13 protein-coding genes are annotated in these 15511 nt (G+C 73.0%); 7 read left to right on the plus strand and 6 right to left on the minus strand.

Annotated features, from left to right (window positions below; translation table 11 throughout):
* Positions 1-20 precede the first annotated feature (20 nt).
* Genes HD601_RS26305 through HD601_RS26315 form a run of 3 tightly spaced genes read right to left on the minus strand, consistent with a single transcriptional unit; the run spans position 21 to position 5673 of the window.
* Positions 21-3443: an error-prone DNA polymerase gene (locus HD601_RS26305; RefSeq protein ID WP_184826983.1), complete on the minus strand. Its 3423-nt coding sequence runs from the start codon at positions 3441-3443 to the stop codon at positions 21-23.
* A gap of 20 nt (positions 3444-3463) precedes the next feature.
* Positions 3464-4972: a DNA polymerase Y family protein gene (locus HD601_RS26310; protein WP_221441319.1), complete on the minus strand. Its 1509-nt coding sequence runs from the start codon at positions 4970-4972 to the stop codon at positions 3464-3466.
* Positions 4973-5025: 53 nt separating this feature from the next.
* Positions 5026-5673, minus strand: coding sequence for a hypothetical protein (locus tag HD601_RS26315; protein WP_221441320.1), 648 nt, complete (start codon positions 5671-5673; stop codon positions 5026-5028).
* A 116-nt stretch (positions 5674-5789) separates the two neighbouring features.
* Between HD601_RS26315 and HD601_RS26320 the strand changes: the two genes are divergently transcribed.
* A complete protein-coding gene (locus HD601_RS26320; RefSeq protein ID WP_184826987.1) occupies positions 5790-6599 on the plus strand; it encodes an MBL fold metallo-hydrolase in 810 nt (269 codons plus the stop codon).
* Between the two features lie 418 nt (positions 6600-7017).
* Here HD601_RS26320 and HD601_RS26325 read toward each other — a convergent pair whose 3' ends face one another.
* Complete coding sequence (locus HD601_RS26325; RefSeq protein ID WP_184826989.1) at positions 7018-7569, minus strand: GNAT family N-acetyltransferase; 552 nt, start codon at positions 7567-7569, stop codon at positions 7018-7020.
* Positions 7570-7645: 76 nt separating this feature from the next.
* Here HD601_RS26325 and HD601_RS26330 point away from each other — a divergent pair, with 76 nt between their 5' ends.
* The 3 genes from HD601_RS26330 to HD601_RS34285 are packed head-to-tail and all read left to right on the plus strand — an operon-like array spanning position 7646 to position 11467.
* Positions 7646-8254, plus strand: a complete 609-nt coding sequence (locus HD601_RS26330; protein WP_184826991.1) for a GNAT family N-acetyltransferase — start codon at positions 7646-7648, stop codon at positions 8252-8254.
* 10 nt (positions 8255-8264) lie between these two features.
* The gene (locus HD601_RS36045; protein WP_184826993.1) at positions 8265-10397 is read left to right on the plus strand and encodes a prolyl oligopeptidase family serine peptidase; all 2133 of its coding nucleotides are present in this window, start codon (positions 8265-8267) and stop codon (positions 10395-10397) included.
* Positions 10394-11467, plus strand: coding sequence for a mechanosensitive ion channel domain-containing protein (locus tag HD601_RS34285; RefSeq protein ID WP_184826995.1), 1074 nt, complete (start codon positions 10394-10396; stop codon positions 11465-11467). The genes HD601_RS36045 and HD601_RS34285 overlap by 4 nt, the downstream gene beginning before the upstream one ends.
* Before the next feature lie 88 nt (positions 11468-11555).
* Here HD601_RS34285 and HD601_RS26345 read toward each other — a convergent pair whose 3' ends face one another.
* Positions 11556-11987, minus strand: coding sequence for an OsmC family protein (locus HD601_RS26345; protein WP_184826997.1), 432 nt, complete (start codon positions 11985-11987; stop codon positions 11556-11558).
* Positions 11988-12067: 80 nt separating this feature from the next.
* Between HD601_RS26345 and HD601_RS26350 the strand changes: the two genes are divergently transcribed.
* Entirely contained in the window at positions 12068-12493 is a 426-nt protein-coding gene (locus HD601_RS26350; RefSeq protein WP_425503490.1) for a globin, read from the plus strand.
* Here HD601_RS26350 and HD601_RS26355 read toward each other — a convergent pair.
* Entirely contained in the window at positions 12490-12999 is a 510-nt protein-coding gene (locus HD601_RS26355) for a mycothiol transferase (protein ID WP_184826999.1), read from the minus strand. The two genes, HD601_RS26350 and HD601_RS26355, sit on opposite strands and share 4 nt — an antisense overlap.
* Positions 13000-13034: 35 nt before the next feature.
* Between HD601_RS26355 and HD601_RS26360 the strand changes: the two genes are divergently transcribed.
* Complete coding sequence (locus HD601_RS26360) at positions 13035-13724, plus strand: hypothetical protein (RefSeq protein WP_184827001.1); 690 nt, start codon at positions 13035-13037, stop codon at positions 13722-13724.
* An 11-nt stretch (positions 13725-13735) separates the two neighbouring features.
* A complete protein-coding gene (locus tag HD601_RS26365; protein ID WP_184827003.1) occupies positions 13736-15382 on the plus strand; it encodes an alpha-amylase family glycosyl hydrolase in 1647 nt (548 codons plus the stop codon).
* The last annotated feature ends 129 nt before the right edge of the window (positions 15383-15511 follow it).

Consider the following 15511-nt stretch of genomic DNA (forward strand, 5'->3'; position numbering starts at 1 on the left):
GGCCGCAGCTGACGCCGTCGTCAATGGAAGTCGCGGGAGCGGTGCCGGGTGTGCAGGGCGCGGGCGGCCTCGGGGTGGACGTCGTCGAGGGAGGCGAGCTTGTCGGCGATGAGGTTGGTGACGCCGTCGTTGCGCTCGAGGATGCCGCGGACGATCATGCAGGCGGCGTTGCGGGCGATGCGCCGGTGCCGCTGCCAGAGGCCCACGGCGCAGACGACGTTGAGCATGCCGGTCTCGTCCTCGAGGTTGAGGAACGTGACGCCGCCCGCGGTGCCGGGCCGCTGCCGGTGCGTGACCAGGCCGGCGACGGTGAGCCGGCGGCCGGACTCCGCGGTCTGGAGGTCCTCGATGGACAGGATCCCCTCGCGGCGCAGCAGTGCTCGCAGGTGGGTGAGCGGGTGGTCCGACGGCGAGATGGACGTGGCCCACAGGTCGGCCAGGGTGAGCTCGACGTCGTTCATGCCCGGCAGCGGCGGTGGGGCCGGGGCGGCGGTGACGGCCTCGAGCTGCAGCTCGGTCTCGGTGTAGCCGGCGTTCCAGAGCGCCTCGCGGCGGGTGAGCCCGAACCCGTCGAACGCGCCCGCCGTGGCCAGCGCCTCCATCTGGCGGGCGTCGAGGCCGGCCCGCCGTGACACGTCGGTGGTGCTGGTGAACGGCCGCTCCTCGCGGGCGGCGACGATGCGCTCGGCGACGGGCTTGCCGATGCCGCGGACGTAGTCGAGGCCGAGCCGGACGGCGTAGCCGGTGTCGCGGCGGTGCTCCGGCGTGGGGTCGGGCGTGCCGGGCACCCAGTCGGTGATCGCGTGCAGCGGGCGCAGGCAGTCGTCGCGGCCGGTGGCGCGCGGCTCGCCGCCGGGCTCGAGCTCGAGGTCGGCGACGGCGCGCGAGTGCTGGATGTCGGGGCGCAGGACGGTGACGCCGTGCCGCCGGGAGTCGCCGACCAGCGACTGCGCGGAGTAGAAGCCCATGGGCTGCGCCCGCAGCAGCGCCGCCAGGAACGCCGCCGGGTAGTGCAGCTTGAGCCAGGAGCTGACGTAGACGAGCTTGGCGAAGCTGAGCGCGTGGCTCTCGGCGAACCCGAAGTTCGCGAACGAGAGGATCTTGGTGTAGAGCTGGTCGGCGACGGCGCCGGTGAGGCCCCGTTTGGCCATGCCCACGTACAACTTCTCCTTGATGCTCTCGATGCGCTCGATGCCGCGCTTGGAGCCCATGGCGCGGCGCAGCAGGTCGGCGTCGTCGGCCGTGCAGTCGCCGACGGCGATGGCCATCTGCATGAGCTGCTCCTGGAACAGCGGGACACCCAGGGTCCGCTCGAGCACCGGGATGAGGTCGTCGTGGACGTAGCTGACCTCCTCCTGACCGGTGGCGCGACGGATGTAGGGGTGGACGGCGCCGCCCTGGATCGGGCCGGGGCGGATCAGCGCGATCTCGATGGCGAGGTCGTAGAACTTGCGCGGCCGCAGCCGGGGCAGGGTGCCGATCTGGGCCCGGCTCTCGACCTGGAAGACGCCGATGGAGTCGGCCCGGCAGAGCATGTCGTAGACGGCCGGCTCCTCTTCGGGAACGCTCTGCAGCCGCCACGCCTCGCCGAGGTGCCCGGCCACCATGCTGAACGCGTGGTCGATGGCGCTCAGCATGCCCAGCCCGAGCAGGTCGAACTTGACCAGGCCCATCGACTCGCAGGCGTCCTTGTCCCACTGCAGGACGGTGCGCTTGTCCATGCGGGCCGGTTCGATGGGACACACCTCGGCGATGGGCCGCTCGGTGAGGACCATCCCGCCGGAGTGGATGCCCAGGTGCCGCGGCGCCCGCATGAGCTGGTTGGCGAGGTCGACCACCGGGCCGGGGATGTCGTGCCCGCCGTCGCCGCCCTCGGCCACGGTGCTCCAGCTGTCGGTCTGTTTGGACCAGGCGTCCTGCTGCCCGGGTGAGTAGCCCAGCGCCTTGGCGGCGTCGCGGACGGCCATCTTGGGGCGGTAGCTGATGACGTTGGCGACCTGGGCGGCGTTGCGGCGGCCGTAGCGGCGATAGACCCACTGGATGACCTCTTCGCGCCGGTCGGAGTCGAAGTCGACGTCGATGTCGGGCTCTTCGTCGCGGTTGACGGAGATGAACCGCTCGAACGGCAGATGGTGGAAGACGGGGTCGATGGCGGTGACGCCGAGCGCGTAACAGACCGCCGAGCTGGCCGCCGAACCCCGGCCCTGGCAGAGGATGCCCTCGTCGTGGGCGAACGCGACGATGTCGTGGACGATGACGAAGTAGCCGGCGAAGTCCTTCTGGTCGATGATCTTCAGCTCGTACTCCACGCGCTCACGCGCCTCGCGCTCGTGCGGCTTGTCGCGGTAGTAGTGCTGGAAGCCGCGGTCGACCAGGATCCGCAGCCAGCTCATGGCCGTGTGGCCGTCAGGGATGTGCTCCTTCGGAAGTCGCGGACTGGCCTTGTGCAGGTCGAACGCCAGCTCGTCGGCGAGCTCGACGGAGCGTGCGACGGCGCCGGGGTAGGCGGCGAACTTTCTGGCCATCTCCTCGCCGGTGCGCAGGCCGGCCGCGCCCCAGGCGGGCAGCCAGCCGTTCATCTCGGCCAGGCTGCGCCGCGCCCGCACCGCCGCCATGGCCGCGGCCAGCCGGTGGTCGGACGGGTCGGCGTAGTGGACGTTGTTGGTGGCGACGACGGGCAGCCCGCGGTCGGCGGCCAGCCCGGCCAGCACCCGGTTGACGTCGTCGTCGCTGGGATGGCCGTGGTCGTACAGCTCGACGGCGACGTTGCCCGCGCCGAACATCGCGGTGAGGCGGTCCAGCTCGACGGCGGCAGCTGCCGGTCCGCCCGTGGTCCCGCCGCCGGCCAGGGCGGCGCGGACGGCGCCCTTGCGGCAGCCGGTGAGCACCAGCCAGTGGTCGCGCCCGAACCCCACCAGCTCGTCGAGGTCGTACTCGGGCTTGCCCTTCTCGTCGCCGCGCAGCTGCGCCTCGGTGATGGCGGCGGCCAAGCGGTGGTAGCCCTCGACGCCCCTGGCCAGCACCAGCAGGTGGCTGCCGCGGGGGTCGGGCACGCCGTTCTGCGGCGCGTCGAGGCCCAGCGACAGCTCGGCGCCGTAGACGGTGGAGAGGTTCGCGGCGGTGTACTTCTGGGCGATCTCGGCGAACAGCGGCGCGCCGTAGAAGCCGTCGTGGTCGGTCAGCGCCAGCCCGTGCAGCCCCAGCTCGATGGCGGCCTCGACCAGGCGGTCCGGGCCGCTGGCGCCGTCGAGGAAGCTGAAGTTGCTGTGCGCGTGCAGCTCGGCGTACGGCGTGACGGGACCGTCGGGAGGGCGCACCTCGGCCTTCGGCTTGTACGGCTTGCGCTTGCGCGACCCCGGGCCGTCCTCGGGCGGCACCGTCGGGCGGTCGGAGAGCCGGCGCTCCAGCTCGCCCCAGGACATCGGCGGGTTGTTCCAGCCCACTGCTCTACGCCCCCTCGTTCTCAGTCATAGGCGGCCTCGATGTACCAGCCGTCGTCGGCGCAGGTCATCAGCCAGGCGCGGCCGTCGACGCCGACGATCTGGAAGCGGGCCACCCAGCTGGCGGGGTTCTCCCACCACAGCTCGTCGACCGGCCACGGCCCGGCCCACGCGGAGATGGGCTGCCACCCGGGGGAGCCGCCGTTGCCGCCGTCGTCGCTCGTCCGGAAATGGGTGGGAGGCGCGCTGACGACGCCGCGCTCGCTGACCCACACGAGCTTCCCCCGCTGGTCGACGACGGCGACCGGGCGCGGCTCGGTGTAGATGCGGGCCGGCGCCGGCGGCGGAAGGCTGCCAGGCCACGGCAGCTCGGCCGGGCGCAGCCCCACCGGCCGCTCGCCCCACGGGACGAACGCCTGCCGGTCGGCCGGCGCGCGGCCGCCCTGCACCGCCGGGACGGTGACCGCCTGGTGCCCGAGCATGCCCTGGACCCGCGCGACCGCCCGCTCGACGCGCTCGTCGGTGCCGCCGCCCCACAGCCCGGCGGCGTGGGCGGCGGTCGGCTCGACGGTGTCGGGGACGAACCGGACCAGCTCGACCGGCTTGCCGACCCCCATGGTGTTCCGCAGCTGTCCCCGGAGCTGCCAGTGGACGCGGTCGACGAGGTCGGAGGCGCCGAACCAGCGCGAGTGCGCCCACACCCGCGACGAGGCGATCTCGTGGTCGCACTCGGCCTCGATGAGCACCTCGGTGCAGACCAGGCCACGCGCGGCGAGCTGGGCGACGAACCGCTCGGCGGTCTGGCGGACGCTGAAGCCGACGGCCTCGGCGGTGTCGAGCGGCGGCTCGAACCGGATCTGGCACTCGAGGTCGGGCGGCGGCCGGCGAGCACCCAGCAGGGCGTCGTCCTCGCCGCGGGCCAGCCGGTGGACCTTGGCGCCGTAGCCGCCGAACCTTGCCTGGACGTCGCTGCCGTCGAGCTGCGCGAACTCGCCGAGCGTGCGCAGCCCCAGCCGTCGCAGCAGGCCGGCCACCTCGGCGTCGTCGATGACGCTGACCGGCAGCTCGCGCAGGAACGCCGCCGACCCGCCCGCCTCGACGACGACGGTGTCCTGCGGGTGTGCCTGCCGGGCCGCCTGCTCGGCGGTGAAGAGGTCGTCGGCGATGCCGATGCGGCAGTCCCACACGCCGACCCGGACCAGCTGTTCGGCGATCAGCGCCCCGGCCGACGACTCGCCGCCGTAGAACCGGCCCGGCGCGTACACCGCCAGCAGCCCCGGCCGCAACGGCGCGACGCCCGGCCGCAGCTCCTCGACCGCGACCACCACCGGCTCGAACGCCCGGGCATCGCGATCGGGATTGTGCTCGACGAGCCGGAGCTCGGGGCAGCGCGACTGCGCGTCGCGGCGGCGCATGCCCCGGCGGACCCCCTCGGCCCGGGCCGCCTCATTACAGGCGACGACGGCATTCGCCGCCAACACCGCAGTGGGCGCGCTGGTCACCGGTGTGGTGGGGTCGGTCTCGTCACTCATCGCCGCGACCACCGGCCAGTCCGGACACCACACGACCAGCACCCGCCGCCCGCTCATCCTGCTTCCAAGGCTTCGAGGTCCGCACCACTCACCGTGCCGTCGGGGCCCGGCAACCACAACCAGGCGGACCGCGGCCGGGCCCCGGACCCGCGCCCGGACGCCTCGACCTTGACCCGCCGGCCGCGCAGGTGACCGTCGCCCTGGCCGGCCCCCACCCACAGCGACGACGCGATGCGCAGCCGGGTCTGGGCGCCCTCCCAGTCGCCGACGCAGACCAGCGCCGATCCGTGCCGTCGCGCCAGCGCCACGAGCCGCCGCGCCAACTGGCCGCCGACCTGCACCGGCGGCTGCACGAGGACCAGCTCGACCGAGGTCAGCAGCACCGCCACCACCTCGGCCCACTGGTCGCCGGGGTCCTCGACCAGCACGACGCGGTCGAGGTCGGCACCGAGGTCGGAGGCGGCCAGCACCCCGAACTGGGACAGTCCGACCACCGCGGACCACGACCCTGCCGCCGTCGCCCCGGCCAGGAGCGCCAGCGGCAGCACACCGGCGGCGTCGACCGCCACCACCTGCCCCCGTCGCAGTCCGCCGAGCAGCGTGCGCAGGGCCGGCAGTACCGTGACCAGCTCGACCGGCTGGACGGCGACGCCCGCTCTGGCCAGCACCGCTTCGGCCTGCTCGCGCCTCAGAACCGTCACCCACTCATCGTCGAACACGTGTTCGATAGGTGTCAAGTCGATGCTTGCGATCCACACCGCCTGGCACTACGGTCTCCGCCAAGCGGTTGCAAATCACAAGCAGAAGGGAGCCGGCCGTGTTGACGCAGGTCGCGGAAGGCGTGCTGAACCACCAGAGCGAGTTGCTCGAGAACAATGCCGTGGTCGTGCAGGGCCGGGCCGGCGTGTTGCTCATCGACGCCGGCATCACGGGCGCCGAGATGGCGTGCCTGGCCAACGACCTTCGCGAGCTGGGCCAGCCCGTCGTGGCAGGCTTCTCGACGCACGCCGACTGGGACCACGTGCTCTGGCACCCCGACCTCGGCGACGCGCCCCGTTATGGCACCGAGCGCTGCGCGGCCTTCATGCGCGAGGTCCGGTCGGGTGTGGACTGGAGGGCCCGGGTCACCGAGGGGCTGCCGGAGGAGATCGCCGACGAGACACCGCTCGACCTGTACGGCATCATCACCGCCCTGCCGGCCGGCACCACGCGGGTTCCCTGGGACGGCCCCGCGGTCAGGATCATCGAGCACGACGCGCATGCCCCGGGCCACGCGGCACTGCTGGTCGAGGAGAGCGGGGTCCTCGCCGCCGGGGACATGCTCTCCGACGTCTTCGTCCCGATGCTCGACGTCAGCACCGCCGACCCGATCGGCGACTACCTCGCCACACTGGACCTGTTCGAGGGCGTGGCGGATGGCGTCGCCGCCGTCGTCCCGGGTCACGGGTCCGTCGGCGGAGCCGAGGAGTTCCGCGCCCGGATCGACCTCGACCGCGCCTACGTGGAGGCCCTGCGTGGCGGCGGCGGTGGCGACGACCCGCGGATCGGCCCATCGGTCAGGGAAGGCTGGGAATGGGTGCGCGAGATCCACACCGGGCAACTCCAGAGCCTCGCCCAGAAGGGTTGACCCGCGGTCCCGCGGCCAAGAACCCGGCAGCTATCGCGAACAGCGATGATCATCAAGGATCGGCCACATCATGAGGCTTACCCGAGCCTCAACACGATTGCAGGCGTGTTGAGGCTCGGGTAAGCCTGGTGGGCGGCCCAGAAACAGCGACTACGACGCGCGTCAGGAGGGAGTTCTCCCCGCTATAGCGAGGAAAAGTCCCTCCAGACAGCACCACGGCCCGACTTCGAAGACGACCAACCACAGCCGGCCCGCCAGGACGCCCCACCCGTCGCCAGACTCCCCCCGTCCCCCTGATAGCTGCCCGTTCTTAGGCCGGGGACGGGCGGGTCAAGCGGTCCTCTCCGCGCGAAGCGCCGTCAGTCCGCTTGAGGCGCCCGTCCCCGGCGAAGAGAATGGGCAGCAGGGGGACGGGGGGTCACCCCACCAACGTCCGGGCGTAGCGGATCTCGGGCAGGACGTCGGGGCCGACCTGCTCCTCCTGGCGCGCGCCGTCCGGGACCCAGCCGGACCGGTCGTAGAACGCCCGCCCCAGGGCGTTCCCCTCCAGCGTCCACAGCGTCGCCCGGGTGAACCCCTCGGCCCGGAGGAACTCCAGCGCCGTCGTCATCAGCGCCCGCCCCACGCCGGTCCCCAGCTGCGACGGATCGGCATAGATCGCGTAGACCTCGCCCACCGAACCGATCGAAGACCCGACCGAATCCGAATCCCGCGACGCACCCGCGGCGCAGAATCCGGCCACCTCCCCCGACCGGACCGCGACCAGCACCGTCGACCGTGGCGCCGGCTCGGACAGCATGCGCCGCCACCCGGCCGCCCGCCGCGCCACGTCCAGCTCGGCCAGGAACCCGGCGTCGACGACGCCGGCGAACGCCCGCCGCCAGCCGGCCACGTGCACCGCGGCGATCGCGTCGGCATCGGCCGCCGACGCCGCGCGCACCGTCACCTCACCGCCGTCGGGCACCGACATGCGTCCGAACCTACGCAACCCATCATGTCTTCGGCCACCCCTGACGCTCCGGCCCGTCATGGCGCATGATCAAGTGATGCAGGCTTCGCGTCACGTCGTGCGGCAGGCGTTGCGCTCCGACGTCGGCGTCGTCGCGCGCGTGCTGGCCGAGGCGTTCGACGGCGACCCGATGATGCGCTCCATCGTCCCCAGTAACCGCCACAAGGACAGGCTGACCTCGCTGTTCGCGTTCGAGACGCTGCTCAGCCCGCACGGGTCGTGGGTCGACATCGTCGACGGCGAGATCGCGGGGGCCGCGCTGTGGGGACTGCCGGGCGCCGGCCAGCCCGGGTTCTGGGCGACGCTGCGCCACAGTCCGTACCTGTTCCGCGCGTTCGGGAGGGGGCTGCCGAAGGCGATGCGGGCGTTCCGGGCCATCGAGGACGCGCATCCGCCGGCGCCGCCGCACTGGTACCTGCAGACGCTCGGGGCGGCCGTGCCCGGACGGGGTGTGGGTGGCGCGCTGCTGCGCGACGGGCTGGCCCGGGTCGACGCGCAGGGGATGCCGGCGTACCTGGAGTCGTCGGCGCCGGAGAACGTGAAGATCTACGAGCGGTTCGGGTTCCGCCCCACCGGCGAGATCATGCTCCCGGGCGGCCCTTCGCTGACGGCGATGTGGCGAGAACCGGTCCGAGGGGGTCAGTAAGGTCGGAGGCGTGGCATTCGACGCATCCGGCTCCCCGCAGCCGCACCCGACGGCATATCCCCCCGCCCCGCGCGGCGACGACGCCGACGTGCTGCACGGCGTCACGGTCCCCGACCCGTACCGCGCGCTCGAGGCCGAGGACGACCCCGTCACGCAGACGTGGTCCAAGGCGCAGCGCGCCCTGTTCGACGAGGTCCGCGCCGGCTGGACGACGCGCCCGGCGTTCGCCGACCGGCTGACCCAGCTGCTGCGGGCCGGCTCCGTCGGCACGCCGGTCTGGCGCGGCGACCGCGTGTTCCACACCCGGCGCACGGCCGACCAGGAGCACGCCGCCCTGCTGACCACCGACCCCGGCGGCGACGGCGGCACCGAGCGGGTCCTCGTCGACCCCGTCGCCGTCGATCCCTCCGGCGCCACCACGCTCGACGCCTGGCAGCCGTCCAAAGAGGGCGACCTGCTGGCCTACCAGCTCTCCGAGGGCGGCACCGAGGAGTCCGTGCTGCGGGTCATCGACGTCGCCACGGGCGAGGTCGTCGACGGCCCCATCGACCGCGCGCGCTACTCCCCCGTCGCCTGGCTGCCCGGCGGCGAGGCGTTCTACTACGTCCGCCGGCTGCCCAAGGACGCCGTCCCCGAGGGCGAGGACCAGTTCCACCGGCGCGTCTACCTGCACCGGCTCGGCTCCGACCCCGCCACCGACGTCGAGATCTTCGGCGACGGCATGGAGAAGACGAACTACTACGGCGTCTCGGTCAGCCGCGACGGCCGCTGGCTGACGGTCAGCGCCGCCCAGGGCACGGCGCCGCGTAACGACGTCTGGCTCGCCGACCTCGACGGCGCCGACCCCGCGGCCCCGCGGCTCGACCCCGTCGTCGTCGGCCAGGATGCCAAGACCGGCCTGCACCTGGGCCGCCACGGCCGGCTGTACGTGTGGACCGACCTCGGCGCGCCGCGCGGCCGGCTCGCCGTCACCGACCCCACCACGCCCCAGCCGGAGCACTGGCGCGACCTCCTGCCCGAGGACCCCGAGGCCGTGCTCGAGGACTTCGCGCTGCTCGACGGCACCGAGCTCGACGCCCCCGTGCTGCTGGCGGCCCGCACGCGGCACGCCATCAGCGAGGTGACGGCGCACTCCCTGGCCACGGGCGAGGCCCTGCACACGCTCGAGCTGCCCGGCATCGGCAGCGTCGGCGGGCTGTCCGAGCGGCCCGAGGGCGGCCACGAGTCCTGGTTCGCCTACACCGACCACACGGTCCCGGTGCGCATCCTGCACTACGACGCCCGGTCGCGGACGGTGTCCACCTGGGCCGACGCGCCCGGCATGGTCGACGTCCCCGCCGTCAGGTCCCAGCAGGTCACCTACCGTTCCAAGGACGGCACCGAGGTCCGCATGGTCATCGTGTCGCCGACGGGGTCGGCTGAAGGCCCGCGGCCCACCGTCCTCTACGGCTACGGCGGTTTCAACATCGCGCTCACCCCGGCCTACTCCGCCAGCATCCTGGCCTGGGTCGAGGCCGGCGGCGTGTGGGCGGTCGCCAACCTGCGCGGTGGCTCCGAAGAGGGCGAGGAGTGGCACCGCGCCGGCATGCGCGAGCACAAGCAGAACGTGTTCGACGACTACCACGCGGCCGCCGAGTACCTGGTTGCCGAGGGCTGGACCACCAGTGAGCAGCTGGCGATCTTCGGCGGCTCCAACGGCGGCCTGCTGGTCGGCGCGGCGCTGACGCAGCGACCCGAGCTGTACCGCGCCGTCGTCTGCTCCGCCCCGCTGCTCGACATGGTCCGGTACGAGAAGTTCGGCCTCGGCGAGTCCTGGAATGACGAGTACGGCACGGCCGCCGACCCCGTCGAGCTGGGCTGGCTGCTCGGCTACTCGCCGTACCACCACGTCGACGACGGCGTCGAGTACCCGTCGGTGCTGTTCACGGTGTTCGACGGCGACAGCCGCGTCGACACGCTGCACGCGCGCAAGATGGCCGCCGCGCTGCAGGCAGCCACGTCGGGCGACCCCGCCACGCGGCCGGTCCTGCTGCGCGCCGAGGCCAACGTCGGGCACGGCGCCCGGGCCGTCTCGCGCACCGTCGACCTCAGCGCCGACCAGCTCGCGTTCCTCGCCGCGCAGTTGGGTCTGGAGGCTCGGTGATCCCTGTCATCGGCCTGCTGGGCGCGGCGGGCGTCCTCGGCGCGGCCGGGGTCGTCACCGCGCCCGACGTCACCGAAGCCGAGCAGTACTCGTCGGAGTGGTGGCGCGACGTCCTGCTCGACGTGCCGCTGCGGCTGGCCGGGCTCGTCCTCATCGCCATCGTCGCCCGGTACCTCGCGCACAAGGTCATCAACCGCACGGTCCGCCGCACGGTCGAGAAGGAGCCGCCCAAGGCCGTCCTCGGATCCGCCCGGGCCGCCCGCATCGTGTTCGGCGGCGCCGGGGCCTACTCCGAGCGGCGGGCGCTGCGGGCCGAGACCATCGGCTCGGTGCTGCGCAGCATCACGACGGTCGCCATCAGCGCCATCGCCACGGTCACGGCACTCGAGATGCTCGGCTACGCCGTCGGCCCGGTGCTGGCGTCCGCCGGTGTCCTGGGCGTGGCGCTCGGCTTCGGCGCGCAGAACCTGGTCAAGGACTTCCTGGCCGGCGCTGCCATGCTGCTCGAGGACCAGTACGGCGTCGGCGACGTCATCGACATGGGTCACGCCGTCGGCACGGTCGAGGCCGTCAGCCTGCGCATCACGCGGCTGCGGTCGGTCGACGGCACCGTCTGGTACGTCCGCAACGGCGAGGTCGTCCGGGTCGGCAACTCGTCCTACGGCTGGTCGCGGGCGCTGCTCGACGTCCACGTCCCGGCCGACGTCGACGTCGCCCGGGCCCGCCGGCTGCTGCAGGAGCTGGTCGACGGCCTCGCCGCCGACGACACGTGGGGCGAGCTGATCCTCGAGCCGCCCGAGGTCTGGGGCGTCGAGGACCTCACGGCCGACGGCGTCCTCATCCGCGTGGTCGTCAAGACCAAGCCGCTCGAGCAGTGGGGCGTCGCGCGCGAGCTGCGCGAACGCATCAAGAGCCGGTTCGACGCCGAACGGCTGGCGCTCCCCGTCGCCACCGAGGCGCCCGCGGCAGGTCCGGGCACCGGCGCGAGCGACCCCACCAACCCGCCGCCGGCCACGTCCGCCGCGCCACCGGCCGCTCCGCCGCCGGCCACCTCGACCGACGAGCTGTGAGCGACGACTACTGATCAGCGACGACGGCGGCAGCTTCCGGAACCCCGTGGGGAACAGGAAGCTGCCGCCGTCGTCGATGAGAAGACGGTCAGGCGTCCGCGAGCGCGGCGTCGAGCGTGATCGTCGTGCCGGTCAGCGCCTTGCTGACGGGGCAGTTGGCCTTGGCGTCCTCGGCCGCGGCGACGAAGTCCTCGTTCGAGATGCCCGGCACCACACCGCGCACCGTGATCTTGATGCCGGTGATGCCCTCGCCGGGCTGGAACGTCACGTCCGCCGAGGTCTCCAACGAGGTGGGCGGCGTGCCCGCCTTCGCCAGGCCGTTGGAGAACGCCATGGAGAAGCAGGACGAGTGCGCCGCGGCGATGAGCTCCTCGGGCGACGTCTTGCCGTCAGGCGTCTCCGCGCGCGAGGCCCACGTGACGTCGTAGGTGCCGATGCCCGACGAGTCGAGCGAGACGCGGCCGGCCCCCTCGAACAGCGAGCCTTCCCAGCGCGTGGTGGCGGTACGGGTGGTTGCCATGAACGTGTCCTCCCATGCGACGTGTGTGACCGCCGACCATCCTTCCCTGTCCGCTCCGCCGCCGTGTGGTCAGGGGCACTTTGCATCTCGGCCCGCTCGACGACGACGATGGTGGGGTGACCACGCGCCTGGACAACTTCTACGACGCCGTCGGCGGGCACGAGACGTTCGTGAAGCTCGTGCACCGCTTCTACGAGGGCGTCGCCACCGACCCACTGCTGAAGCCGATGTACCCCGAAGAGGACCTCGGCCCGGCGGAGCAGCGGCTGCTGATGTTCCTCGAGCAGTACTGGGGCGGCCCGACCACGTACTCCGACCAGCGCGGACACCCCCGCCTGCGCATGCGTCACGCCCCGTTCAAGGTCGGCCCGGCGGCGCGCGACGCCTGGCTGACGCACATGCGCGTGGCCGTCGACGAGCTCGACCTGCCGCCGGTCTACCGCACCACCCTGTGGGACTACCTCGAGCGGGCGGCCCACTCGATGCTCAACACCTTCGAGGACTAGCCGCGCAGCACGATGCCGCGCACGAAGGCCGCCTGGCCGATGTGCTGGTAGTTGTCGCCGATGACGCTGACCAGCCGGACGCCCATGGTCACCGGCGGGTCGTAGCGCTCGTCGACGACGCGGCCGAGGGTCTCGTCGTCGAGCTCGCGCAGGAAGCCCTCGGTGATCTCGTGCGTGGCGGCGTGGTAGCCGATCAGCAGCGCGGGGTCGTCGATCTTCACCGCGGCGACGTCCTCGCTGGTGTGCCCGTAGCCGGTGGCGTCGTCGGGGAACGGCAGCCCGAACCGGTCGTTCCAGTTGCCTGACGTCCACACCTGGTCGATCCCCGCGACGTGCGCGATGTGGTCGTCCTGGATGCGGGTGAGGTGCCAGACCAGCCAGGCGATCGAGTTGGCGCCGGGGTCGACGCGGTGGGCGAGCTGGCTCGGCGTGAGCCCGTCGACCGTCGCGTTGACGCGGTCGCGGATGCGGCCGAAGGCGTCGATCAGCAGGTCGGGTCCGTGCACGGTGCACCACTCCTCTGGCGTTAGCGTCAACCGCCATGACACCACATCCACTGCTGGCCCTGTTGCTCGACGCCGCCGCGGGCCGGTTCCCGCCGGTCGACGGCGCGGTCGACGTGCTGCCGCCGGTGGAGGACGGGCTGGGCGGCGGGCTGGAGTGCGCGACGGCGTTCACCGGGCACGCGGTGGTGTCGACGGCGCTGCCGGCGGGTTCCGTGCTCGGGCGCGGGCCGGACGGGTTCGGCGGGGCGATGGCGCCGGACTTCCTGCGCTGGCTGGCCGGGCCGGGCGGCTGGATCGGCGAGCTGGACCTGCTGCTCGTGGCGTCGGGGGCGGGTGACCACGGCGGCGCCGAGGCTGACGCCGTCGTTCCCCGCCGCACGGATCTGGAGGAGCACGCCAGGGTGCGCCGGGCGCGCGGGCTGCGCCGGGAGGTCGAGGTGTTCGGCGACGAGCGCGGGCTGGTCACGCTCGGGCGCGGGCCGGCCGGACGGCGTGAGCTGTCGGTCGAGGTGCCGGCGGGGTCGGAGGGGCGCGGGGGCGGCCGGTCGCTGCTGGCCGACGCGCTGGCGCTGGTGCCGGCCGGCGAGCCGGTGTTCGCCGCCGTCACGCCGGGGAATGCCCGCTCGCTGCGCGCGTTCCTGGCCTGCGGGTTCATGCCGATCGGCAGCGAGGTGCTGCTGCGGCCGGAGCGAGACTCCGTCGCAGCGGCCGGAGGGCTGTTCTAGGCTGGTGTCCCGTGACTCAGGCAACCCGTGACTGGTGGAGAGACGCCGTCATCTACCAGGTGTACATCCGGTCCTTCGCCGACGGCAACGGTGACGGCGAGGGCGACGTCGCCGGCCTCCGCGACCGGCTCCCGTACCTCCGCGACCTCGGCATCGACGCGCTGTGGATCAACCCGTGGTACCCGTCGCCGCTGAACGACGGCGGCTACGACGTCGCCGACTTCCGCGACATCGACCCGCGGTTCGGCGACCTCGCGCAGGCGAAGGCGCTGCTCGACGAGGCGCACGGGCTGGGCCTGAAGGTGCTGCTCGACATCGTGCCGAACCACAGCTCGTGGGACCACCAGTGGTTCAAGGAGGCGCTGGCCGCCGGTCCGGGGTCGCCCGAGCGGGCGCGTTACGTCTTCCGCGACGGCCGCGGCTCCGATGGCGCCGAGCCGCCGAACAACTGGCGCAGCGTCTTCGGCGGGCCGGCCTGGGAACGGGTCACCGAGGCCGACGGCACCCCCGGCCAGTGGTACTTCCACATCTTCGATGTGTCGCAGCCCGACTTCGACTGGGAGAACCCCGAGGTCAAGGCCGAGTTCCTCGACATCCTGCGGTTCTGGTTCGACCTCGGCGTCGACGGCTTCCGCATCGACGTCGCGCACGGCATGGTCAAGGACATGAACGGGCCCGACCTCCCGTACGACGAGTCCGGCCTGCTCGACCGCCCGAGCATCGCCGACCACCCGTTCTTCGACCGCGACGGCGTGCACGAGATCTACCGCGGCTGGCGCGAGGTCGCCGACTCCTACGACCCGCCCAAGCTGTACGTCGCCGAGGCGTGGGTCGAGCCGGCCGCGCGGCTGGCCCGCTACCTGCGCGACGACGAGCTGCACAGCGCGTTCAACTTCGACTACCTCAAGTCCTCGTGGACCGCCGCCGACCTGCGTCGTTCCATCGACGACTCGGTGACGGTGCTCGCCTCGGTCGGCGCGCCGGCCACCTGGGTGCTCGAGAACCACGACGTCGAGCGGGTGGTCACGCGCTACGGCCGTGGGGTGACGGCGGCAGGCGCGGGTCACGCGGGCCGGGTGTCCGGCCCGGTCGACGTCGAGCTCGGGACGCACCGGGCCCGGGCGGCGGCGCTGCTCATGCTGGCGCTGCCCGGCGGGGCCTACGTCTACCAGGGCCAGGAGCTCGGGCTGCCCGAGGTGCTCGACCTCCCCGAGGAGTCGCTGCAGGACCCGGTCTGGGAGCGCTCCGGCCGCACCGAGCGCGGCCGCGACGGCTGCCGGGTGCCGCTGCCCTGGGCCGTCGACGGCTCGTCGTACGGGTTCGGCGACGGAAGTGCGTGGCTGCCGCAGCCGTCGGGCTGGGGCGAGCGGTCCGTCGAGGCCGAGTCCGGCGACCCCGCGTCCATGCTGTCGCTGTACCGGTCGGCGCTGCGGCTGCGGCGCTCGATCCCGGCCGACGAGCCGCTGTCCTGGCTGCCGTCTTCTGCGGACGACGGTGACGTGCTCGCGTTCCAGCGTGGTCCGGGGTTCGCCTGCGTGGTCAACCTGGGCGCGGCTGCGGTCGAGCTGCCGGCCCACCGCGAGGTGCTGCTGTCCAGCGGCCCGCTCGACGCCGACGGCCGCCTGCCCGCCGACACCGCCGTCTGGCTCGCCGTCTGAGGACCTGACCGCCCGCGCCTCTCGTTGATCATGGAGTAGGTCGGCTTCCGCATCGCTCGGGAGCCGACCTTCTCCATGATCGACAGGCGCCGGAAGCGGCCGCCCGCTGCGTTCGGCGGGCGGATCTCG

The sequence above is a fragment of the Jiangella mangrovi genome (genome assembly GCF_014204975.1).
GTDB classification, from domain to species: domain Bacteria; phylum Actinomycetota; class Actinomycetes; order Jiangellales; family Jiangellaceae; genus Jiangella; species Jiangella mangrovi.

Coding starts and splice junctions, on each gene's coding strand:
- HD601_RS26310 (WP_221441319.1), bottom strand. CDS start 4,972: ATGAGTGACGAGACCGACCCCACCACACCGGTGACCAGCGCGCCCACT.
- HD601_RS26325 (WP_184826989.1), bottom strand. CDS start 7,569: ATGTCGGTGCCCGACGGCGGTGAGGTGACGGTGCGCGCGGCGTCGGCG.
- HD601_RS26330 (WP_184826991.1), top strand. CDS start 7,646: ATGCAGGCTTCGCGTCACGTCGTGCGGCAGGCGTTGCGCTCCGACGTC.
- HD601_RS26345 (WP_184826997.1), bottom strand. CDS start 11,987: ATGGCAACCACCCGTACCGCCACCACGCGCTGGGAAGGCTCGCTGTTC.
- HD601_RS26360 (WP_184827001.1), top strand. CDS start 13,035: ATGACACCACATCCACTGCTGGCCCTGTTGCTCGACGCCGCCGCGGGC.